The sequence below is a fragment of the Amycolatopsis coloradensis genome, from assembly GCF_037997115.1.
Lineage (GTDB): Bacteria > Actinomycetota > Actinomycetes > Mycobacteriales > Pseudonocardiaceae > Amycolatopsis > Amycolatopsis coloradensis_A.
In genome coordinates this window covers 4,347,427-4,367,366 of the sequence record NZ_CP150484.1, presented here as the reverse complement: position 1 = coordinate 4,367,366, position 19,940 = coordinate 4,347,427, and the positions used below count along the sequence as shown (strand labels likewise).

Annotated in this window: 22 protein-coding genes and 1 pseudogene; 12 read left to right on the top strand and 11 right to left on the bottom strand. The window is 67.4% G+C overall.

The window, feature by feature from the left end; translation table 11 throughout:
* Window positions 1-143: 143 nt before the first annotated feature.
* A complete protein-coding gene (locus tag LCL61_RS20530; protein ID WP_340688339.1) occupies window positions 144-1,046 on the top strand; it encodes a DUF6000 family protein in 903 nt (300 codons plus the stop codon).
* Here the strand turns inward: LCL61_RS20530 and LCL61_RS20525 are convergent.
* Window positions 1,036-1,437 carry a winged helix-turn-helix transcriptional regulator gene (locus tag LCL61_RS20525; RefSeq protein ID WP_125682348.1) on the bottom strand — a complete coding sequence of 134 codons (402 nt, stop codon included), beginning with the start codon at window positions 1,435-1,437 and terminating at the stop codon, window positions 1,036-1,038. The two genes, LCL61_RS20530 and LCL61_RS20525, sit on opposite strands and share 11 nt — an antisense overlap.
* A 104-nt stretch (window positions 1,438-1,541) precedes the next feature.
* Between LCL61_RS20525 and LCL61_RS20520 the strand changes: the two genes are divergently transcribed.
* On the top strand, window positions 1,542-2,951 hold the full coding sequence (locus LCL61_RS20520) for an MFS transporter (RefSeq protein WP_340688338.1): 1,410 nt from the start codon (window positions 1,542-1,544) through the stop codon (window positions 2,949-2,951).
* Here LCL61_RS20520 and LCL61_RS20515 read toward each other — a convergent pair.
* Genes LCL61_RS20515 through LCL61_RS20500 form a run of 4 tightly spaced genes read right to left on the bottom strand, consistent with a single transcriptional unit; the run spans window position 2,930 to window position 5,372 of the window.
* Complete coding sequence (locus LCL61_RS20515; RefSeq protein WP_340688337.1) at window positions 2,930-3,634, bottom strand: carbon-nitrogen hydrolase family protein; 705 nt, start codon at window positions 3,632-3,634, stop codon at window positions 2,930-2,932. The genes LCL61_RS20520 and LCL61_RS20515 overlap by 22 nt on opposite strands.
* A 9-nt stretch (window positions 3,635-3,643) precedes the next feature.
* Window positions 3,644-4,117, bottom strand: a complete 474-nt coding sequence (locus LCL61_RS20510) for an SRPBCC family protein (RefSeq protein ID WP_340688336.1) — start codon at window positions 4,115-4,117, stop codon at window positions 3,644-3,646.
* Window positions 4,114-4,824, bottom strand: coding sequence for a zf-HC2 domain-containing protein (locus LCL61_RS20505; RefSeq protein WP_340688335.1), 711 nt, complete (start codon window positions 4,822-4,824; stop codon window positions 4,114-4,116). The genes LCL61_RS20510 and LCL61_RS20505 overlap by 4 nt, the downstream gene beginning before the upstream one ends.
* Window positions 4,821-5,372 carry a sigma-70 family RNA polymerase sigma factor gene (locus LCL61_RS20500; protein WP_340688635.1) on the bottom strand — a complete coding sequence of 184 codons (552 nt, stop codon included), beginning with the start codon at window positions 5,370-5,372 and terminating at the stop codon, window positions 4,821-4,823. Before LCL61_RS20500 ends, LCL61_RS20505 begins: the two co-directional genes overlap by 4 nt.
* A 275-nt stretch (window positions 5,373-5,647) precedes the next feature.
* Between LCL61_RS20500 and LCL61_RS20495 the strand changes: the two genes are divergently transcribed.
* The gene (locus tag LCL61_RS20495) at window positions 5,648-6,274 is read left to right on the top strand and encodes a fibronectin type III domain-containing protein (protein WP_340688334.1); all 627 of its coding nucleotides are present in this window, start codon (window positions 5,648-5,650) and stop codon (window positions 6,272-6,274) included.
* 25 nt (window positions 6,275-6,299) lie between these two features.
* Here the strand turns inward: LCL61_RS20495 and uvrA are convergent, their stop codons facing one another.
* Both uvrA and LCL61_RS20485 read right to left on the bottom strand, forming a co-directional pair.
* Window positions 6,300-9,155 (bottom strand): excinuclease ABC subunit UvrA, encoded by a 2,856-nt coding sequence (gene uvrA, locus LCL61_RS20490; RefSeq protein WP_340688333.1) that lies wholly within the window; start codon window positions 9,153-9,155, stop codon window positions 6,300-6,302.
* A gap of 77 nt (window positions 9,156-9,232) precedes the next feature.
* A complete protein-coding gene (locus tag LCL61_RS20485) occupies window positions 9,233-10,456 on the bottom strand; it encodes an acyltransferase (RefSeq protein ID WP_340688332.1) in 1,224 nt (407 codons plus the stop codon).
* Window positions 10,457-10,563: 107 nt separating this feature from the next.
* Between LCL61_RS20485 and LCL61_RS20480 the strand changes: the two genes are divergently transcribed.
* From LCL61_RS20480 to LCL61_RS20470, 3 genes and pseudogenes are all read left to right on the top strand, one after another.
* Window positions 10,564-11,241 carry an MBL fold metallo-hydrolase gene (locus tag LCL61_RS20480; protein ID WP_340688331.1) on the top strand — a complete coding sequence of 226 codons (678 nt, stop codon included), beginning with the start codon at window positions 10,564-10,566 and terminating at the stop codon, window positions 11,239-11,241.
* A 113-nt stretch (window positions 11,242-11,354) separates the two neighbouring features.
* Window positions 11,355-11,495 carry a hypothetical protein gene (locus LCL61_RS20475; RefSeq protein WP_340688330.1) on the top strand — a complete coding sequence of 47 codons (141 nt, stop codon included), beginning with the start codon at window positions 11,355-11,357 and terminating at the stop codon, window positions 11,493-11,495.
* Between the two features lie 294 nt (window positions 11,496-11,789).
* Window positions 11,790-12,020, top strand: a pseudogene (locus LCL61_RS20470) (hypothetical protein); the annotation flags it as partial.
* A gap of 19 nt (window positions 12,021-12,039) precedes the next feature.
* Here the strand turns inward: LCL61_RS20470 and LCL61_RS20465 are convergent.
* A complete protein-coding gene (locus LCL61_RS20465) occupies window positions 12,040-13,260 on the bottom strand; it encodes a hypothetical protein (protein ID WP_340688329.1) in 1,221 nt (406 codons plus the stop codon).
* Between the two features lie 250 nt (window positions 13,261-13,510).
* Here LCL61_RS20465 and LCL61_RS20460 point away from each other — a divergent pair, with 250 nt between their 5' ends.
* A complete protein-coding gene (locus LCL61_RS20460; protein WP_340688328.1) occupies window positions 13,511-13,936 on the top strand; it encodes a hypothetical protein in 426 nt (141 codons plus the stop codon).
* Between the two features lie 143 nt (window positions 13,937-14,079).
* On the opposite strand, the gene LCL61_RS20455 is transcribed toward LCL61_RS20460, so the two are convergent.
* Window positions 14,080-14,328, bottom strand: a complete 249-nt coding sequence (locus tag LCL61_RS20455; RefSeq protein ID WP_340688327.1) for a type II toxin-antitoxin system prevent-host-death family antitoxin — start codon at window positions 14,326-14,328, stop codon at window positions 14,080-14,082.
* Window positions 14,329-14,505: 177 nt separating this feature from the next.
* Between LCL61_RS20455 and LCL61_RS20450 the strand changes: the two genes are divergently transcribed.
* Window positions 14,506-15,582 (top strand): beta family protein, encoded by a 1,077-nt coding sequence (locus LCL61_RS20450; protein WP_340688326.1) that lies wholly within the window; start codon window positions 14,506-14,508, stop codon window positions 15,580-15,582.
* A gap of 16 nt (window positions 15,583-15,598) precedes the next feature.
* Here LCL61_RS20450 and LCL61_RS20445 read toward each other — a convergent pair whose 3' ends face one another.
* Window positions 15,599-15,928, bottom strand: a complete 330-nt coding sequence (locus LCL61_RS20445; protein WP_340688325.1) for a hypothetical protein — start codon at window positions 15,926-15,928, stop codon at window positions 15,599-15,601.
* Between the two features lie 18 nt (window positions 15,929-15,946).
* Window positions 15,947-16,435 carry a hypothetical protein gene (locus tag LCL61_RS20440; protein WP_340688324.1) on the bottom strand — a complete coding sequence of 163 codons (489 nt, stop codon included), beginning with the start codon at window positions 16,433-16,435 and terminating at the stop codon, window positions 15,947-15,949.
* A 229-nt stretch (window positions 16,436-16,664) separates the two neighbouring features.
* On the opposite strand from LCL61_RS20440, the gene LCL61_RS20435 reads away from it, so the two are divergent.
* The 4 genes from LCL61_RS20435 to LCL61_RS20420 all read left to right on the top strand — a co-directional run bounded on the left by LCL61_RS20435 (window position 16,665) and on the right by LCL61_RS20420 (window position 19,924).
* Window positions 16,665-17,729 (top strand): DUF6734 family protein, encoded by a 1,065-nt coding sequence (locus LCL61_RS20435; RefSeq protein ID WP_340688323.1) that lies wholly within the window; start codon window positions 16,665-16,667, stop codon window positions 17,727-17,729.
* Between the two features lie 77 nt (window positions 17,730-17,806).
* Window positions 17,807-18,292, top strand: a complete 486-nt coding sequence (locus LCL61_RS20430) for an AMIN-like domain-containing (lipo)protein (protein ID WP_340688322.1) — start codon at window positions 17,807-17,809, stop codon at window positions 18,290-18,292.
* A gap of 189 nt (window positions 18,293-18,481) precedes the next feature.
* Window positions 18,482-19,201: a HEAT repeat domain-containing protein gene (locus tag LCL61_RS20425; protein WP_340688321.1), complete on the top strand. Its 720-nt coding sequence runs from the start codon at window positions 18,482-18,484 to the stop codon at window positions 19,199-19,201.
* A 36-nt stretch (window positions 19,202-19,237) separates the two neighbouring features.
* Window positions 19,238-19,924, top strand: a complete 687-nt coding sequence (locus LCL61_RS20420) for a hypothetical protein (protein WP_007028085.1) — start codon at window positions 19,238-19,240, stop codon at window positions 19,922-19,924.
* The last annotated feature ends 16 nt before the right edge of the window (window positions 19,925-19,940 follow it).

Below are 19,940 nucleotides of genomic sequence, written 5' to 3'. Positions count from 1 at the left end.
GTGCAGCTGGATCATTCCCGCGATTCCCCCGGAACCGACCGGCCGCTGGGGCATTTCCCGCTCTCCTCGACTTCGAATAACCGACCCGGCTTTGACGTCTATTGGATCTTAGGCTCGATTTTCCTTCCAGTGATCGGATTTCGATGCCTTCCTCTTTCTCGTTCCCCGGCGACTTCCGGCGCCTGTGGATCGGCCAGACGATCAGCGCGTTCGGCGACAAGGTTTCGCGGATCGCGTTGCCGACCGCCGCCTTGCTCGGGCTCGGCGGGACCGCATGGGACGTCGGACTGCTGGCCGCGCTGAGATTTCTGCCGTTCGTGCTGATCGGCACCCTGGCGGGGGTGTGGGTCGACCGGCTGCCGCTTCGCGAGACCATGATCGGGGCCGACGCCGGCAGGTTGGTGGCGATGGGGGGTCCCCCGTCCTCGCACCGCGGCTTCGTCTTTTCCGGCAAACTGAGCGGCATGCCGGACGCCATCGACCGCTATGTGATCGCGCGGTACTCCAAGCTGCTGCACGGCAACTTCGCCGGGATGATGAGCGACCCCGAACGCGAGGCCTTCCTGCGCGACCTCGTCGAGGACTCGCGAAACATCACCGACGACGAACTCGGCGATCTGCTCGCGGCGGACTGGCGGCCGCGGATCACGGCGGCCTGGCTCATCGGCGTCGACCGGCGCACCGCGTGGCGCGGGCGCATCCGGGAACTGTTCCTGGAAAGCGACCTGGTCTTCGCCGGGCAAGGCTACTGTTTCGCGCTCGCCCGGTTCGGCACCATCGCCGACGCCGAAATCCTCGTGTCCTATCTGGACCGTTACCTCGCGCGGCCCGATCTGCGCTACGACCAGGAATGGGCACTCGCGGCCCTGCACCACATCGACGCCGACCTCACGACCGCGTACACGTCACGCTATCTGCGTCCGGGCGGCCTCTGGGGAAGCTGGTCCGCGAAGAACAGCACCGACCTGCCGTTCCACAAGATGTACTTCGCCATGCTGTGCTCGCACGTCCAACGTGCCGTGCACGCGGCGGACGTCAGGCGCTGACCTTCTCGTCGTAGACGACACGGGACTCGGCGATCGAGTCACGATGACGCTCGGCCCAGCTCAGCAGGCCGCTCAGCGACGCGTACAGCTCCTTCGCCATGGGCGTGGCCTCGTACTCCACCTTCGGCGGCACCGTCGGGTACACGGTGCGCACGAGCAGGCCGTCACGTTCGAGGTTCCGCAACGTCAGCGTGAGCATCCGCCTGCTGATCCCCTCCACCGACCGCTCGAGTTCGGTGAACCGCACGGGACCGCGCGTGGCCTCCAGCAGGATGCCGATCGCCCACTTGCCGCTGATCCGGTTGATCACCTCGAGCACGGTGCACACCTCGAGTTTTTCCGGATCGACGACCCTGGCCTGCGCGGTCACATCGGTGTTCCCCTGGGACATGAAAGTGCCTCCTTCCGGCGAGGAACAGAGTCACACAAGATGGGCGCTGTTACAAGTGATGCACCAAAGCATCACCTGGGGAACTCTTCCGAATAGGATTCTTCATGCCACAGCGCGCTCTCGCCCTCGCCGTCCTTTGCGCCGTCTCGCTGATGGTCGTCCTCGACGGCTCGATCGTCGCCGTCGCGCTGCCCGCGATCCAGAACGACCTCGGCTTCACGCCGTCCACCCTCGCCTGGGTGGTCAACGCCTACCTGATCGCGTTCGCCGGGCTGCTCCTGTTGTCCGGCAGACTGGGCGACCTGATCGGCCGGAAACGGGTCTTCCTCGCCGGGCTCGGCCTGTTCACGCTCGCCTCCCTGCTGTGCGGAATCGCGCAGGACCAGGCGCAGCTCATCGTGTTCCGTTTTCTGCAGGGCGCGGGCGGCGCGCTGGCGTCGGCCGTCGTGCTCGGCATGATCACCACGCTCTACCCGGAACCGCGGGCACGGGCGAAGGCCATCGGCGTCTACAGCTTCACCCAGGCCGCCGGATCGTCGATCGGGCTCATCGCGGGCGGAACGCTCACCCAGCTGCTCGATTGGCACTGGACGTTCTTCGTCAACCTGCCGATCGGCGCGATCGCGCTGGCGCTGGCCGTCCGGCTGCTAGCCGACGACCGGGGCCCCGGGCTACGCGGCGGCACCGACGTCACCGGTGCCGGACTGGTCACCGGCGGGCTGATGCTGCTGGTCTACACGATCGTCAAGGCCGAGGAGTACACCTGGTCCGACGCCCGCACGCTCGGGTTGCTCGCGGTGTCGCTGCTGCTTCTCGCCGGGTTCGTCCTCCGGCAGGCGAAGGCCCATCAACCGCTGCTGCCGCTGCGGATCTTCCGCCTCCGCGCGGTGTCCGGGGCGAACACGGTGATGGTCCTGATGGTCGCCGGGCTGTTCGGCTTCCAGTTCATCACCGCGCTCTATCTTCAGCGCGTGCTCGAACTCGACGCGTTGAGCACCGGGTTCGCCTTCCTGCCCGCCCCGCTCTCGATCGCGGTGATGTCCCTGGTCTTCGCCGAGCGGCTGAACCACCGCTTCGGGGCACGAACGGTACTCGTCACCGGGCTTTCCCTGGTCACGCTGGCGCTCGGCTTCCTCGCCACCGTCGAGGCGGACGGCGACTACGCGAGGGACGTCCTGCCCGCGCTCGTGCTGATGGGAGTCGGGTTCGGCGCGGCGATGCCGGCGCTGATGGGACAGGCGATGTCCGGCGTCGCACCCGCAGACACCGGGGTCGCTTCAGGGCTGATCAACACCACGCAGCAGATCGGCGCGGCCATCGGGACCGCCGTGCTCGCCACCGCCGCCGCGTCCCGTACCGGCTCGCTCCTGGCCGGGGGCACCGCGATTCCCGAGGCGCTCACCAGTGGCTACCGGACGGCGTACGCGTTGAGCGCCGGACTGCTCGCTCTCGCCGTCTTCTCCGCGACGGTGTTACTTCGCACCCGGAAAGTTCAGGAAGCAACCGTCGCGTAGGCCCACTCGGAGACCTCGCCGCCGAGGCGTACCTCGGCGGCGCCTCCGGGTTTCCAGACCCCGCTGCCACCGAACGCGGCCATCCCGCCGGTCTTGCCGGAATACTGGGAAAGCACGACCCACATCCCACACCCGGCCGCGACGCCGACCTGGTCGAGCAGCCGCTGTTCCTGGCCCTCGCCGAAGAGCGCGCTGAGGACGTAGACCTCGGCGCCCGCCTCGGCGAGCTCCCGCGCGTGGTCCGGGTTCGCGGCGTCGAGGCAGATCGCGAGGCCGAGACGCCTGCCTCCGACCTCGATGATCACCTGCCTCGTGCCCGGTTCGAACAGCTCTTCCTCGCTGTCGTGCAGGTTCCGTTTCGCATAAGTGGCAACAGTTTCCCCGGCCGGACCGAGGACGAGCGATCCGATGAACCGCCGTCCGTCCTCCGCGAGCGGGAGCCCGACGACGGCGTGGACACCGCTGGCCCGGCACGCTTCCCGAAGCGGATCGAGGCGGGGGTCGTCCGGGGACAACCAGAGTCCCGGATCGGCGGCGAGCGCCTCGAACTCCAAGCCGGTCAAGGAAAGTTCGGGGAAGACGCAGAGATCGGCGTCCGCGATCCGGAGAAGTCTCGCGTGTTCGGCGATGTTCGCGGAAAGATCCGCGGGGACGGTGTACGGCTGCACGGTGGCGACACGCATGGCGGGACTCTAACCCGCCGAAGCCCGCAGATACCCCCGCAATCCGTTTTGCCCCCGTCGCATCATGAGCGCGTGGTTGATCCGGAACACCGGCCGCGCGATCCGATCGAGCTTGCGCAGCAACGGCTTCCGCGCCTCGACCTCCTGCGTGATCTCCAGTCTGGTGCCGCTGCCCACCGCCATCAGCGCGCCGGCCAGCATCCCTTCGAGATCGCCGCTGAGCAGGACCCGCACCCGGCCCTCGCGCTCGTCCTGCCGGTCCCGGCGCATCCGGACGGTCAACGCGTACGGCAGCCTGGACCGGCAGACGAGTTCGGCGGTGTCCTCGTCGACCTGGCTGACCGACCGGACATCGCGCCACCACAGCGGATACGCGGCCAGGTCGACGACGGCGTCGAAAACCGTCTTGGGCGAGGCAGGGAGCACCCACGTGTCGCGGAAGCGGTACCAACCGCCTCCGCGACCCGCGAGCGAATCGGTCATACCCGCGCCGACACCAGGTTCCGGCCGTCCATGGTCACGACGTCGACCGAGGCCACGTCGTCCGGTGCCACCAGTGCCGAACCGTCGATCCCGGTGCCCTCGCGCTGCCCCTTCTCCGAAACGAGCCAGCTGCCCGCGGTGACCCGCTCTCCGCTCTTGGTCACCACGACGAGCGTGCACTTCTCGCCTTCGCGGACACCGGTCGCCTTCGCGTGGAGCCGGACCCAACCCGCCGCCGGGACGACCCGGACCGCCAGCCGGGTGCCCGTTTCCCGGTCGGTGGCCGCGAGATCGCGGGTGCCGGGCACCGGGGCCGCCGCCGTCGGCACCGGCAGCGCCACGGTCGACGGTTCGGGCGACGTCTGCCGTCCGACCAGCACGCCCGCGCCCAGCGCCACGACGACCAGTACGGCCGCACCGGCCACGGCGAGGAGCCGCCGCGGCTTGCGCTCGTGGGTGCCTTCTTCTTCGCGAACCTGACGCAGCGTGCGCTGCAGCAGCAGATCTCCCCCGTCAGGAGGTCCTTCGAGGAACGCCTCCGGCGGCACCTCGTCGAGGTGATACCGCAGTTCCGACAGCTCGCGCACCTCACGACGGCACGTGGGGCAGTTCGCCAGATGCGTCTCGAACGTCGCCGCTTCCGCCGGGGTGAGCCCGCCGAGGACGTAGGCGGCGAGCTGGCCCTGGTCGTGTCCGACCGCGCTCATCGCGCCACCTCCTTCCCGGGTCCCGCCATCACGGCTCTGAGCGCCCGTAACGCGTAATAAGATCTCGACTTAACGGTACCCGGGGCCACGCCCAGGGATCTCGCCGCTTCGGCCACCGTCCGGCCCCGGTAGTAGATCTCCACCAGTACCTCACGATGTTCCGTGGAAAGGCCGTCCATCGCCCCGAGCACGGCCATGGAGTCCACGACGCTCTGCGCGTGATCCCGCTCCACCGCCGGGGTGGGCACGCCTTCCTCCGGCTCCGCCACCTCCGGCGGCCGCGCCGCCCTTGCCCGCGCGCGGTCGGTGATGATGTTGCGGGCCACCGTGAGCAGCCAGCCCCGCACCGATCCCTTCGCGTCGTTCTCCAGGTCTTCGGCGTGCTTCCAGGCCCGGACCAGGGTCTCCTGCACGACGTCCTCCGCGGCCGCGCGGTCCCCGGTCAGCCTCGTCGCGTACGCCAGCAGGCTTCGCCCGTGTTCGGCGTACAAGTGCCGGACCAAGTCCTCGCCTTTGGCCTTTTTGGGCCGCCGGCCTCCGATCGCCACTCGCGTCCTCCCGACGGTCTTCTGGGTCGGCGAGGACAGTACTGCAACCCGCAGGGGCAGAGTGGATCGTTCGGCGCGCGCCGCGATCGAACTGTGCATCGGCACCGGCCTCTCCTCGGTTCTCCATGGCCGCCTCCTCTTGCCTCCCACACGGACGGCACGGGGATGCGGTTCAACCGGGGTCTTGTCGATCACCGGACGCGCTCGTATGCTGACGCCTCCGGATTCCGCCGCCGCCTGATTCCCGGGAGGGTCTGGGCGTGCCAAGGAAACTCGTGGCCGTTCTGCTGCTGGTGTTCGCTTTCGTGTCGGGATGCGGAGAGGAGCCCCGTTTCACCGCGACACTGAGCGATCCGGTGAACGTGGACCTGAGCTGGCCCGACGACGATCCGGCCGCCGCGGGGCGGATCGTCGAATACACCACCGATCCGCACGGCGAATACACGATCCTGCAGTTCGTGCCGCCGAGGCGGACGTCCTACCGGCATCCGGACCTGATGCCGGAGACGCGGTTCTACTACCGGATCCGGCCGTTCTACGGCGCCGTTTCGGACGCCGTCACGGTTTCCGGGCCTGCCACTCCGGCCGCGGCCGGACCCACCGTGTCCCTGCGGGCAGGCGACCGCTCTGCCGCTCCGGCCTCGTTCCGGGCCGAGCCCGCGCCAGAGGAGATGGTGCGGTTCAGCTGGGCCGATCGCTCCAGCGACGAAGACGGCTTCCTTGTGGAGATCAAGAAACCCGACGCCGCCGACTTCGTGCCGATCGAGGTCTCCGATCCGGGGACGACGTCGGCCGGGCTCGCCACGATGCCGGGCGAAGAGGGCGCCTCGTACCGGCTGCGCGCCTTCTACTACGGGCCCGCTTCGCCGGTGCTGGACCTCGTGAGTGGTAAGGACGGTTAGAACCGTCCTTACCACTCACGAGCCCTCACGCAAGAACGGTCTTGAGGAACTGTCCGGTGTAACTCTCCTCCACCGAAGCGACGTGCTCCGGCGTGCCCTCCGCGATCACGGTGCCACCGCCGGAACCACCCTCGGGACCCATGTCGATGATCCAGTCCGAGGTCTTGATGACGTCGAGGTTGTGCTCGATGACGATCACCGTGTTGCCCTTGTCCACCAGCCCGTTGATCACGCCGATCAGCTTGCTGATGTCCTCGAAGTGCAGACCCGTGGTCGGCTCGTCGAGGATGTAGACCGTCTTGCCGGTGGACCGCTTCTGCAGTTCGCTGGCGAGCTTGACGCGCTGCGCCTCACCGCCCGACAGCGTCGGCGCGGGCTGCCCGAGCCGGACGTAGCCGAGGCCGACGTCGACGAGGGTCGCCAGATGCCGGTGGATCGCCTTGATCGGCTCGAAGAACTCGGCCGCCTCCTCGATCGGCATGTTCAGCACGTCGGAGACGGTCTTGCCCTTGTAGTGCACTTCGAGCGTCTCGCGGTTGTACCGATCGCCCTTGCAGACCTCACACGGGACGTAGACGTCCGGCAGGAAGTTCATCTCGATCTTGATCGTGCCGTCACCGGCGCAGGCCTCGCACCGGCCGCCCTTGACGTTGAACGAGAACCGGCCCTGCTGGTAACCCCGCACCTTCGCCTCGGTGGTCGCGGCGAACAGCTTGCGCACGTGGTCCCACACGCCGGTGTACGTCGCCGGGTTGGACCGCGGGGTGCGGCCGATCGGCGACTGGTCGACGCGGACCAGCTTGTCCACGCCTCCCAGCCCGTTCACGCGGGTGTGGCGGCCGGGGACCTGGCGGGCACCGTTGAGCTTGTTCGCCAGCACGGTCGCGAGGATGTCGTTGACCAGCGTGGACTTCCCGGAACCCGAGACACCGGTGACCGACACGAGGCAGCCGAGCGGGAACGACACGTCGAGACCGCGCAGGTTGTGCTCGCGCGCGCCGACGACGGTCAGCTGCCGCTTCTTGTCGATCGGGCGCCGGATCGCCGGCACCTCGATCTTGGTGCGGCCCGACAGGTACGCGCCGGTGATCGATTCCTTGTTCCGCAGGATCTTCTTGTACGGTCCACTGTGGACGATGTGGCCACCGTGCTCACCGGCGCCCGGGCCGATGTCGACCACCCAGTCGCTGGAGCGGATGGTGTCCTCGTCGTGCTCGACGACGATCAGCGTGTTGCCCAGGTCTCGCAGCCGGACCAGCGTCTCGATCAGCCGGTGGTTGTCTCGCTGGTGCAGCCCGATCGACGGCTCGTCCAGCACGTACAACACGCCGACCAGACCGGAACCGATCTGCGTGGCGAGCCGGATGCGCTGCGCCTCGCCGCCGGACAGCGTCCCGGAGGCGCGGTCGAGCGAGAGGTAGTTGAGACCGACGTCCAGGAGGAAGCGCAGCCGCGCCTGGATCTCCTTGAGCACCGCGCCGGCGATCACCTGCTCGCGCTTGCCGAGCTCCAGCTCGTCGAGGAACTGCGACGCCTCGGCGATCGAAAGGGCGCAGACCTCGGCGATCGACCGGTCGCCCTGGGTCTTGTGCTCCAGGGTGACGGCGAGGATCTCCGGCTTGAGCCGCGTGCCCTGACAGGCCGGGCACGGCACCTCGCGCATGTAGCCCTCGTACCGCTCGCGCATGTACTCGGACTCGGTCTGCTCCTGGCGCCGCTCGAGGAACGGGATGACACCCTCGAAGCTCGCGTAGTACGAACGCTGACGACCGTAGCGGTTCTTGTAGCGAACGTGGACCTGCTCGTCGACGCCGTGCAGGACGGCCTTCTGCACCTTCGCCGGAAGCTTGCGCCACGGCGTGTCCATGCGGAAGCCGATGGTCTCCGACAGCGATTCGAGCAGGCGGATGAAGTAGTCCGCGCTCTGGCCGCCCGCCCACGGCGCGATGGCGCCCTCGCCGAGTGACAGCTCGTCGTCCGGGACCACGAGCTCCGGGTCGACCTCCTTGCGGACGCCGATACCGGTGCAGTCGGGGCAGGCGCCGTACGGGGCGTTGAACGAGAACGACCGCGGCTCGAGGTCCTCGATCGCCAGCGGGTGGCCGTTGGGGCAGGCCAGGTTCTCGGAGAAGCCGCGCACGCGATGCGGGTCGTTCTCCGGCAGGTCGACGAACTCGAGCTCGATCAGGCCGTCGGCCAGCCGGAGCGCCGTCTCGACGGAGTCGGTGAGCCGCTGCCGCGAGCTGGTCTTCACCGAGAGCCTGTCGATGATGACGGCGATCTGGTGCTTTTCCTGCTTCTTCAGCTTCGGCGGGTCGGTGAGCGGGTGGATCGTCCCGTCGACCACGACCCGTGCGTAGCCCTGCTGCTGCAGGTTCTCGAAGAGGTCGAGGTACTCGCCCTTGCGGCCGCGCACGACCGGCGCGAGCACCTGGAAGCGGGTGCCCTCCTCCATCGCGAGCACCTGGTCGACGATCTGCTGCGGGGTCTGCTTGCTGATCGCCTCGCCGCACTGCGGGCAGTGCGCCTTGCCGGCGCGGGCGTAGAGCAGGCGCAGGTAGTCGTAGACCTCGGTGATGGTGCCGACGGTCGAACGCGGGTTGCGCGAGGTGGACTTCTGGTCGATCGACACCGCGGGCGAAAGGCCCTCGATGAAGTCGACGTCCGGCTTGTCCATCTGGCCGAGGAACTGGCGCGCGTACGCCGACAGCGACTCGACGTAGCGGCGCTGCCCTTCGGCGAAGATGGTGTCGAAGGCGAGGCTCGACTTCCCGGACCCGGACAGACCGGTGAACACGATCAGGCTGTCGCGGGGCAGGTCGAGATCCACACCGCGGAGGTTGTGCTCGCGGGCGCCGCGAACAACGAGGCGATCAGCCACGCCAGGGTCCCTTCAGGTTTCATTCTCAGCTGCGGTCGCCGTCCCGGTCGATAGCTGCACGGGCGGCCGCTTCCATGCTACGAGGCACCACCGACAGAAACCGGTTCCGAGTCTTTGACCTGCGGTTTTCCCGGCTTTTCGCGGCGGTCCCGGCGAGCGGTGAGCCACCGGTGGACCGGCCGTTCCACACCGGCGGTGATCGCCCAGCCCCCGAAAACGGCGGCGGCCAGCACGAGGGGGAGCCGCAGCCAGCCGGGGACACCGGCGTTCAGCAGGGCACGGGCCAGGATGTAACCGAGTTCCTGGTGCACCAGATAAAGACCATACGAGATGCCCGCGAGCCAGGTGACAGCCGGGGCGATCCTGGCGAGACCGGGGAACCTCCAGTCCGGTCCGCGCGCGGCCAGGCACACCAGCAGCAGCATGATCGCGAACCCGATGGCCGACGGCCAGCGCTCGGGATCGTTCGGCAGGGCCTGGTGGAACGGGAAGACCTGCAGATCCTGCGCGGCGCAGGCGGCGAGCACGAACAACGCGAGATGCCAGTGCGCCAGCCTCCGTTTCGCCCACAGCCAGATGGCGATCCCGATGGCGAAGACGTGCACCCGGTGCAGACCGAGCCCATAGTAGAAGGTCTCCACGAGCTTCGGCGTGGAAACCGGGTCGAACACGACGAACCGGAGGAACAGGGGAACCAGGATCAGCGCCCAGAGCAGCCCCACGGTGAGCCGGTGGGTGCGCCACCGGCGCGGCCACAGAAGAGCGGCGGCGGTGAAGGCGACGAGCTGGACCGGCAGCGTCCAATAGGCGCCGTCGAGATAGTAGAAGAGCTCGTACCGCCAGCCCCATTCCTGGACCATGCCCAGGTTGGCGAGCAGATCGGCGCCGGTGGGGACGTACCAGGGCGACGGATCGGACGGCGGGCCCTGCGGGACGCCGAACAGGAATCCGGACAGACCCGGCGGGAACGGCAAGCCGCTGAACCGGATCGTCGCGTACCGGGCGACCACATAGGTGACGACCACCGCGACCAGGTACGCGGGCACCAGCCGCGCGACCCGGTTCCACAGCCATCGCCCTGGCCTCCCCTTGCGCAGGCTCGCGCACACGAAGAAGGCGGAAATCACCAGGAGGATGGCCGCGCCGAACTGAGCGGTTACCCGAAAGGGGTACCCCACCAGTTCGGGATGCAGAAGCGCCCCCTGATGGGTGACGTGCCCGAGAATGACCGCGAGGACGGCGACAACGCGAAGGACGTCCCAACTGATCTTGCGCGAGGCGCGTGGCGAAGCGTCGGGCACGAGCGTCCTGTGGTTCGGCTGGCGGGGCGACGCGAGCCTACGTCCTGCACCTGTGCGCCGCCTGTGCGGGTGGAACCGATTGCAGGCGAACGACTACCGTGTGCGGTGTGAACATCGTCGAGACCTACACCGGGCATGTCGACCCCGGCGGCGACGCCGCCCGTCGCACCCTGGACGCGCTCACCATCACCAAGCTGTCGGTCGGCCCGATGGACAACAACGCGTATCTGCTCGTCTGCCGCGCCGAGAACGAAGCGCTGCTGATCGACGCCGCGAACGACCCGGAGCGGATCTCCGACCTCATCGGCCACGGCCCCGACCGCCCCGCACTGAAGACCGTCGTGACCACCCACCAGCACCAGGATCACTGGCAGGCCCTCGGCGCCGTCGCCGGCGCGAACGGCGCGAACACCGCCGCCCACCCGCTGGACGCCGGACCGCTGCCGATCCCGCCGGACTTCCTCGTCGAACACGGCGACACGATCGAGGTCGGGCAGATCACCCTCGAGGTGATCCACCTGCGCGGCCACACCCCCGGCTCCATCGCGCTGCTGTACCGCGACCCGAACGGGCACCCGCACCTGTTCACCGGCGACTCGCTGTTCCCCGGCGGTGTCGGCAAGACCGGTTCGCCTTCGGATTTCAAGTCGCTGTTGGACGATGTCGAGACGCGGATCTTCGGGGAACTGCCGGATGAGACGTGGTTCTACCCGGGACACGGGGACGACTCGACTCTCGGTGAGCAGCGGGCGCACCTGGCGGAGTGGCGCGAACGCGGCTGGTGAGCCGAAGACGTTCCGAACGGAGCTGCCTACCTGCTAGGCGGCCCGTTCATGCGTCAGCGACGTCGACCGAGGGTCGGCAAACCGCCGGATCGCGTGGACACCGAGGTAGTACCGTGGACATCTCGATCACCGCGATAGAGAACGTCGTTCTCGAGATCCAGCAGTTGACGAAGCTGTTCCGTGGTCAGCGCAGCACGTTCGGCGGCATCGAGGTCGCTGCAGGCGAGCCTGCCTTGGCGGACCAGGTTACGTAGCTCCCGGAACGGGCGGGCAGACGTCGCAGAACGCGCATTACGCCGCGGACTTGCCTGCATGGCCACTCTCGAACGAGAGCGACGGTCGGTCGCACAGGCACACCCAAGGCCGACCGTCAGACCACATCGTGTGCATTCCATCTGCTTACCACCTCTTGTCGCAACGCCTGACCTCGTAAGTCAGTCGAATAGCCGCAATTCGGTGTTACATCCTTTGTTGGGCAAGGGGTCCTCACAAGACTGTCCTAACGGTCTCGCTCCGTGGCTCGACACCCACGTGTTCACCTGTAATGCGACTCGCTGTTCCCAGGCGGCGTCGGGAAGACGAACTCGCCGGAGGACTTCACCTCTTTGATCGATGACGTGAAGTCCCGCTTGTTCGACGTTCTGCCCGACGACACCTGGTTCTACCCAGGCCATGGCGACGACTCGACTGTGGGCGAGCAGAAACCGCACATCGAGGAATGGCGCTCCCGAGCTGGTGAGGCAACAGGTTATGTCGGCGAGGCCAGGGGTTGCACCTAGCGGGTGTAGGCGAATTGTGCTATCGCGCAGCGTGCTGCCGGCTGTTGAACCTGTCCGACCATCCGATGATCGTGCCGTGGGCGTTGATCCCGACAGTGCTGCTGTCGTTGTGGCCGGGCAGGGTGCCCAGGTCGGTGATCCGGCCCGCCGAGTCCCACCGCACCGCGCGGGAATAGCCGCTCCGCAGCGCCGCCTGGCCGATGATCGTGCCGTCGTCATTGATCGCGTAAGCGGTGCTCTCGCCGCCACTGAGAGTGCCCAGGTCGGTGATCCGGCCCATCTGGTCCCACCGCGCCGCGCGGGACTCGCCAGTGGCTTCTGAAGTCCTGCCGATGATCACGCCGTCAGCGTTGATCCCGACAGCACTGCTCTCGGGATGGCGAGGCGGCAAGGCACCCAGGTCGGTGATCCGGCCCGCTGAGTCCCACCGCACCGCGTGGGTATGGCCGCCGCCCGCGGACGCCTGGCCGATGATCGTGCCGTCGTCGTTGATTCCGGTGGCATGGCTGAAGCGGCCGCCGGGCAGGCTGCCCAGGTCGGTGATCCGGCCCGCCGGGTCCCAGCGCACCGCACGGGGCTGGAGTTTGGCCACGGTCGCCGTGCCGACGATGGTGCCGTCGGCGTTGATCCCGACAGGTGTGCTGCCGGTGTAACCGGGCAGGGTGCCCAGCTCGGTGATCCGGCCCGCCGAGTCCCACCGCACCGCACGGGGCTCGCCCTTGGCCACGGTCGCCGTGCCGACGATCATGCCATCGGCGTTGACCGCGACAGCAGTGCCCTCGGGACGGCCGGGCAAGGTGCCCAGCTCGGTGATCCGGCCCGCCGGGTCCCACCGCACCGCGTGAGAATGGCCGCCGCCCGCGGACGCCTCGCCGATGATCGTGCCGTCGGCGTTGATCCCAACAGCGACACTGGAGCGACCGCAGGGCAGGGTGCCCAGGTCGGTGATCCTGCCCGCCGGGTCCCACCGCACCGCGTGGTTGTCGCCGCTGGCCGTGCGCGCCCAGCCGACGATCGTGCCGTCATCATTGATCGCACGAGCACGGCTCTCGCCGCCGCCGAGGGTGCCCAGCTCGGTGATCCGGCCCGCCGGATCCCACCGCACCGCGAGCCTGGGGTAGGACGCAGAGGGTGGCTGGCCGTTGACCGCACCCTCGGCATTGCTCCCGACAGCGGCACTGGAGCGGCCGCCGGGCAGGGTGCCCAGGTCGGTGACCGTGGTGGCAGCGACAGCCCGCACCGGAACACTGACAACCAACCCTGCCGCCACCACCGCTGCGGCCCCGATACCGAAGGCCCGCAGCCCCCATGCACGACGTCGCGGAAACAGCGTCGCGGCTCTCCATCGTTGAGGTTTCCTCACGGTATTCCTCCTCCTCACGGGAAAGGCGTGACACGGCCACCCCTTACTGCAGCACGCTCGGAACACGAGCACAGGGGCCACAAAAGGCACAAAGTGTCACCTGGCGCCAAGTGGCCAAGCGCCGCCGGTGCTGTTTGCCTGCGTCCACAACGCTGACCGCTCCCAGCCGGCCGCCGCGTTCCTCACCCGCCTCGCGGGCGACCGGGTTCAGGCTCGCTCGGCCGGCTCTGCCCGCCGACCAGATCAACCCGGCTGTGGAGGCCATGTGCGAGGTCGGCACCGGCATCTCCGCCGAGATTCCAAGGTGCTCACCGCCGATGCCGTCGAATCCTCGGACGTGCTGATCACCATGGGCTGCGGCGACACCTGCCCGGTCTTCCCCGGCAAGCGCTACCGCGACTGGAAACTCAACGAGCGGGCCGGGCAAGGCGTCGACGCCGTGCGCCCGATCCGCGACGCCATCGAGCGGCAACGGGGTGAATCGACGATGGCGGCACCGAGAATTTCCGTACATGCCGTCGGGCGGCGTCCTTCGCCCGTCGCAACCGCCTGATGCAAATCAGCCATGGTGACAGCAGTCAGCTCCGGGAACTTGCGAGTGCTATGGGGAGGAGCAGACCGAAGTCGATGTAGGTACAGGTGTCGAGTACGCCTGTCTCAGGACGATCAGTCACGAGACCGATCCCAGGCGTCGCCCTAGTCCACTCGATCCTCGGTACCGAAGAACTCATCGGCTTCCCGCCGCAGCTGAGCTGCCTCGACCTTGGGCAACCCGCGGTGACGTTCGACCAACTCTTCGGCTCGGACGCGCCGCCTACGCGATATTGGCCGCAGTTCAGCTACCTCAACACCGTTACGCGTGACGTGGTAGGTCTCGCCGGCCTCGACGGCATCCACTACAGCTGCGGGGTTGATTCTGAACTCGCGCTGGGTGATCACCTTCACGAGACCAGTGTGCCAAGCGTAGCTCGATGAGCTACACCGCCGAACTACTTCACGTAACGAACCTGATCACTCACAGAGCGCAGTATCTGCCACCTACTCGGAGGACGGCCTCGAACACGACATTGCTTGATACTGAGAAAGTTCGAACAATGTCGCCGCCCACAGGGAGGAAGGCGGATGCATCCTGTTCGTCCGCTGGTCGCGGTCAAGGCCAAGATCGGAGAGTTGAACGCTCTGAGCAGCCTGCGCTCCCCTCAGGACACACAGGTACGTGTGATGGTCGAACTGCTCGATTCCGTGGCTCCGACCGGAGGCAGGATCCTCCCAGTGCTCGTCCGAGCAGCCGTACGGGCCGCGTCCTACGGCCGCCCCTTGTGGATCGACACCACTTGGCTGGCAGCCGACAGCCCGCTCGCACAGCAGCCGGGCGGGGTGTTCGAGTTCCTCGACCATGCCATCGAGTTCGCGGCACAGGCCGAGCTCGGGCTCTTCGCACCTGACTTCGCCTACTTGATTCCCGTCGTCTCTCTCGACGCCTCGGAGTACGAGTTACGCAGAGTACGTCTTCTGCTCGAACACCAGGATCGCGACATCGTCATCCGGCTTCCTCACTCGGGCAGGCCGCTACACGAAGTCCTCGGACGGATCGACTCGATCATGAGGTCGACGGGCACGCAACCGGGGAGCATCCATACGATTCTCGACGCTGGCTTCGTCGAGACCGTCCGCCCAGGCCAAGCCACCGCGGCAACCGAAACGGCCTCGGCGTTGTCAGATCTGCTCGGCCCTGCCACGACCACGCTTCTGGCCGGATCCATCCCAGCCCAGCGAACCACCTACGTGACGACCGAACGCGATCGCCCAGAAGTCACCTTCTGGAACGAGGCAGACCACGCCAGTGCGAACGGGGTCAACTACGGCGACTATGGCGTGACGCATCCACTGCCGCCGAGGTCCGACGGCAACCCGAGAACCCCTAATCCGTACCTCTACTACACCGTGCCGGGCAAGTCCGTACTGCTGCGCCGCAAAGTCGAAGAGGGCGACGATCCCGCCGAGCGATTCACAGATCTGGTCGAGGAGCTGGTCGAAAGAAGCGACTTCGCCGGACCGGGCTACTCATGGGGAGACGATGAACTGACACGATGCCGGCGCACCGGTGGGAGAACCGCCGGCTCAGTCTCTCGCTGGGTCGCCATGGCCACCTCCCACCACATCGAACATGTGGCACGAAGGTCTGCCGCCGATCTCTGACTCGACTCGAGCAACGTTACCCCGTGGTGGCCGGATCATGGATCCAGCAAAGCTCCCCTGTCGCCGGAAGCTCCCCCAACGCCTTGATCTCGCACGCCAGCCGCGACAGAACGGCGTCCTTCGACCCTGGCCACGCCACGAAGTCGTGATCCGCGCCCACCAGGTCGCCGGGGACCGCGCCTCGGTCCATCAAGGCGCCCACCACCGAGAGCAACGCCGCGGTTCTCTCCGCGAAGGTCGCGCCTTCGCCCACCTTCGCTCCCGCCACGGCGGCCACGACCGAGAGCCCGACCCTGTCCTCTCGCGCGTAGTCGAGCAGCGACTCCAAGCCCACGTCATCGACCATGTTCACTCCCCTGGCCCATCAGCGAAAAGCGATGCCGTACTGCTCACGCGACCGGCAAGGCCCCGCGAACGTGTGCTCCACGACGCCACGCCGGATTTCGAGCAGACGCCGATCACCGGCCGGCGGCCGGATCACGCGCTCGCACTCGGTCTGTTCCGCGTACCACCAGCAGGCTTCGGGAACGTGGTCGTCGAACGTGATGCTGACGTTGAGCCCTCCCTTGACCTTGCCTTCACCGTCGACGACACCTGGCGCGATCCCGTGATGGTCGACGTCGACGTTGATCCACCGTCTCTCTCCGTCCAGATCGTCGTCGCATTCGAGGGAGACGAATTCGTGCCGCTCTCCTTTGCGGAGCGGCTTCGGGAAGCGCAGGTCCACAGCATCCGCCGACGTCTCGACGCGGCAACCGAAGATCGCTTTGACGGGAACCGACTCGGTCCACCCGGCCGGAGCCCGCGCCGCGTAGCCGTCGACGCCATTCTCGCAGGCGACGACAGTTCGCACCGCCAACCGGCGATATGCCCTTCCATGCCGCATTTCCACGTTCACGAGCAGGCGTTCCAGGAACACCGGCTGACAGGCGAACGCCTGACGCTCCGAGAATCGGCTCGGCGCCCTCACGCTTGACGACAAGAGACCCCTCCTGACCGTGAAAGATCAGAACCGGCGAAGGGCTTTCGTCGGTCGTCGCACCCAAGGTGTACTAGTACACCACATCCGGCGGGTTCGACAAATGGCCGTCGTAACGTTCGATCTTCCGGAGCCGAACCACAGCGCGATGCCGCACTACGGATACGACCCCGGCACCGCGGTCGCCATCGGCGGCCGGTTGCTCGCGCCCGGAATCCCCCGGCACAGCGGATACGGCGAGATCGGCGAGCCGGGTTGGCGTCCTCCGCCGGTCCGCGTGGTCCGTCCGGGTGACAGGACCGCGCGACCGATCCGCCGGGCGGTCTGGTCGTTCTGGAGCGTCCCGTACCGGCGCCGGCGCGGAAGGCATTGGCCCAGCGACTTCTTCCACGCGTTGTCCTGGATCCTGTCGTTCCGGCTCGCGTCCCGCCTCTTCCCCACGACGGCGTTGGTGACCGACGACTGGGGGCACGAACTGCTTGCCGACCGGCTGCGGCTGCCTTTCGACGACATCTCCCTGACGCTGAACGGACTCGCCGGGCAGGACCCGTCATGGTGGGCGTTCGGGAAGTTGCACGCGTACCGCGAGCAGCATGAGCCGTTCCTGCACATCGACAACGACGTGTTCCTCTGGCCCGGATTCCCGGCGGAGGGGCTGGACGGAGAGGTCGTCGCACAGAATCCCGAGCACGCACCGGTTCGCGATGCCGGCTACTACCGGCCATCGGCCGTCGCCGCGGCGATCCGGAGCACCGGCGGTTTCCTGCCGAAGGAATTCAGCGGCTACGCCGGGGACGCCGCACTGTGCACCGGAGTCGTCGGCGGCACGGCGATTCCTTTCCTCCGCCGCTACGCCGATCTCGCCATCCGTATGGTGGAGTCGGCCGAGAACCAGACGGCCTGGCAACGGCTCGCGCCGCTTGAGGAGTACAACCTCGTTGTCGAGCAATACCTTCTCGGCGCACTCTGCTGGGGCGGCGGCACCACGGACGTGCAGTGCGTCTTCGGCTCGCAGCACGACAGCTACCGGGACGACGACCGGAAATTCACCCATCTCATCGCTTCCGCGAAAAGCGATCTCCGTTACCTGGCCTGGCTCGCGGAGCGCGTGAGAAACCATTTTCCCGCCGACTTCGAGATAGTTCGACGCGTATTCGGCGATCAGTAACGATAGTGCGAAGAATACAACCGATCGGGATCTGGGGCGTCTTCCCTGAACCAACTCTCCGGCAGGAGGTCATCGCCATGACCATCACCCTACGACGCGCACTCGCCGCCACCGTCCTGATGGTGACCGGCGCCATCGCCGCGGTCACACCGGTTTCCGCGGCGGCGCAACAGATCCCAGCCATGACCGGGATCCGCACCGGCCAGAACCCCGGCTTCGACCGGGTCGTGCTCGACCTGAGCGCCGGCCCGGCTCCCGCCGTCCGGTACGACCTCGTCGACGAGTTGATCGCCGACGGTTCCGGCGAGATCGTCTGGCTGACCGGGGAATTCTTCATCGCGGTCACCGCGACCCCGGCGGCCGCGCACGACGACGCCGGGAATCCCACCTATCCCGGACCGCAGAAATTCCGGACCCGGAATCTGCGCAACGTCATGGCGGTCGCGGTCACCGGCGACTACGAAGGCACCTTGTCCATCGGTCTCGGCGTCCGGTCGAGGACACCGGTCACCGTGTTCACCCTGACTTCGCCGAACCGCGTCGTCATCGACGTCCGCCATTGAGCACGAGCGGGAATCCGTGAAGGCTTTTCGACAGTCATCCCGTTTCGGTGAGCAAAATCCTTTTCGGATTCCCGCGGTGAAAATCACGTTCTGCCCCAACGGGCGATTTTTCGGAAAATCAGGTATCTGCCGTGCCGGCTCGCGTTCCTTCCTTCCGTCAGCATCACCGCCGCTGCGAAGGAGAACCTCATGCCACGCAATCCCGACACCCCGTCCTTGGGCCCGGGTGGCGACAATCTCGAAGCGGGCCCGGGTAGTTCGGGCCTCGGAAGCTTCTCGAACAGCGAAATCGGCGAACTGGTCACCCAGGCCGCCGAAACCATGGCCGCGTCCGGCGAGGACGCCGAGCGCAATTACCAGCGGAGCCTCGACCGGCTTCGCGAACGCGCGGACGACGTCGTCCCGGCACTCGGAGCGCAGTACGACGCCTTGTCCGAGGAGCAGTACCTGGAGCGTTGGGGCTTGATCCAACTGCTCACCGATCTGAGGCACACCGCCGCCGTTTCGGTACTGGAGAACGTGCTGCGCCAGCCGATCCCGCCGGAGCGTTCCGACGATCCCGCACACGGGATCAGCACCGTCGGCGAAGAGGTGATCATCCGCACCACCGCCGTGGAGGCGTTGGCGCGTTTGGCATCCGCCGGGGACAGCGCGGCAAAGGAGCTCCTGCTGCGGCAGGTCCGGCACGAGGTGTTCACGGTCCGGCGCGCGGCGGTCCAGGCCGTCGCCGAGACCGGGGACACGGAGCTCACCGCGCGGGTGCGCGAGGAACTCAGCGGCACCGAGGACGAGCGCCTGCTGAACATCCGGCGGGTCGACGTCCGCGGTGTCCCGCAGGCCGTCGGCGGCCGGTACGTGAAGGACTCGCGGGCCGACGACGTGCCACCGCCGGAGCCCCCGCGCTCCTGAACCCCATCCATTCCTTCTACAGACAGGTGATCACCGATGGCCACTTGCAGCTACACCGTGCCCGACAAGAACGTGACCGGGGACAATTTCTACGGAGCCTCGATCTGCAACCAGACCTACATCGACTATTTCTGGAACACCTACGGTTTCGCGGGTAACAAGGACTACTGGGACGACGGCTTCGGCTGGGAAGACGCGTGCAACACCGACAAGCCGCTCGCCCGGACGTTCAACGCGTGCTACCTGCTGACCTATTCGGCACAGGACTACCAGAACGACGCCTATTCCGGGGCGATGCTGAACTGGGCGCGCCGGTACGTCCGCGACAACTGCGACGACCTCCGCTCGCTCTGCGGCGACGGCAGCGCCATCGCGCGCTCGTTCAAAGGGGCGTTCGTCGACGACCGGATCGAGTTGTACCTCGGTTTCTGGTACTCCAAGGACGTTCCCGGACGCGCCGAGACGTTGATCCACGAATCGCGGCACCAGGGCGGGAAGCCGCACAACGCGAACTTCCCGGCGGGTTCGGTGTTCGGCGCCGGCAAGAGCGGCGCCGACTCCACCTGGGGCTACGAGGGCGCCTGGATGTACGGCGCGCTCTACCTGTGGTGGTTCTACGCCCAGGGCGCCCGCACGACGTCGGCCTTGCGTGAACGCGCCCGCCAGCGCGGGAACCTCGTGATCGACAACGCCTTCGCGACTCATCCGGGCTTCAACATCTGAGTCACGACCGACAGGC

Bases quoted from the DNA above. Each gene is read 5' to 3' on its own strand.
- LCL61_RS20530 (WP_340688339.1), top strand. From the start codon at position 144: ATGCCTTCCTCTTTCTCGTTCCCCGGCGACTTCCGGCGCCTGTGGATC.
- LCL61_RS20525 (WP_125682348.1), bottom strand. From the start codon at position 1,437: ATGTCCCAGGGGAACACCGATGTGACCGCGCAGGCCAGGGTCGTCGAT.
- LCL61_RS20520 (WP_340688338.1), top strand. From the start codon at position 1,542: ATGCCACAGCGCGCTCTCGCCCTCGCCGTCCTTTGCGCCGTCTCGCTG.
- LCL61_RS20515 (WP_340688337.1), bottom strand. From the start codon at position 3,634: ATGCGTGTCGCCACCGTGCAGCCGTACACCGTCCCCGCGGATCTTTCC.
- LCL61_RS20510 (WP_340688336.1), bottom strand. From the start codon at position 4,117: ATGACCGATTCGCTCGCGGGTCGCGGAGGCGGTTGGTACCGCTTCCGC.
- LCL61_RS20505 (WP_340688335.1), bottom strand. From the start codon at position 4,824: ATGAGCGCGGTCGGACACGACCAGGGCCAGCTCGCCGCCTACGTCCTC.
- LCL61_RS20450 (WP_340688326.1), top strand. From the start codon at position 14,506: ATGCATCCTGTTCGTCCGCTGGTCGCGGTCAAGGCCAAGATCGGAGAG.
- LCL61_RS20445 (WP_340688325.1), bottom strand. From the start codon at position 15,928: ATGGTCGATGACGTGGGCTTGGAGTCGCTGCTCGACTACGCGCGAGAG.
- LCL61_RS20435 (WP_340688323.1), top strand. From the start codon at position 16,665: ATGGCCGTCGTAACGTTCGATCTTCCGGAGCCGAACCACAGCGCGATG.
- LCL61_RS20430 (WP_340688322.1), top strand. From the start codon at position 17,807: ATGACCATCACCCTACGACGCGCACTCGCCGCCACCGTCCTGATGGTG.
- LCL61_RS20425 (WP_340688321.1), top strand. From the start codon at position 18,482: ATGCCACGCAATCCCGACACCCCGTCCTTGGGCCCGGGTGGCGACAAT.
- LCL61_RS20420 (WP_007028085.1), top strand. From the start codon at position 19,238: ATGGCCACTTGCAGCTACACCGTGCCCGACAAGAACGTGACCGGGGAC.